Genomic DNA, 705 nt, shown 5'->3' on the forward strand with positions numbered 1-705 from the left:
AGCCTGTATTGCGGTCGTCTTGCTGAAGAGCTAATTTGCGGTCCTGAAAAAGTATCGACAGGTGCTTCCAACGACATTGAACGGGCGACAGATATTGCTCGTAAGATGGTGACACAATGGGGCTTCTCTGAAAAACTTGGTCCTCTACTTTATGCAGAAGATGAAGGTGAAGTATTCCTTGGTCGTAGCGTAACGCAGACTAAACACATGTCTGATGATACCGCAAAGTTGATCGATGATGAGGTTCGCCAAATCATCGACCGCAACTACGACCGTGCTAAAAAGATTTTGGAAGACAACATGGACATCATGCATGCGATGAAAGATGCGCTAATGAAGTATGAAACCATTGATGCTCGCCAAATTGATGATCTCATGGAACGTAAAGCGGAAATTCGTGAGCCAGCAGGTTGGGGTGATAACCCAATGAATAAGCCAAAGGATGACGATAAGTCTCAAGCAACGCCTGAAGTGAAAGAGGAAGAGAAAGCAACGGATTCTGCGAATGCCGCAGAGCAAGTTACTTCTCAAGATTCTGCTTCAAGTGAAGTTCCAGAAAAGAAAGACTCTGAATAAAGAGTGTTGATAATAATAAACCCCGAGTTAGCTCGGGGTTTTTGTATTTATTATGATTATTACAGCAAATAACAAATCTCTCGACCTTTCTCGTCCACATGTAATGGCGATTCTTAATGTTACCCCTGA

Annotated in this window: 1 pseudogene; it reads left to right on the forward strand. The window is 43.1% G+C overall.

What is annotated here, in order from left to right:
- Nucleotides 1–576 (forward strand): annotated as a pseudogene (locus R7Q48_RS27450) (ATP-dependent metalloprotease); the annotation flags it as partial.
- Between the last annotated feature and the right edge of the window lie 129 nt (nt 577–705).

This window comes from Vibrio sp. 378 (genome assembly GCF_033339435.1).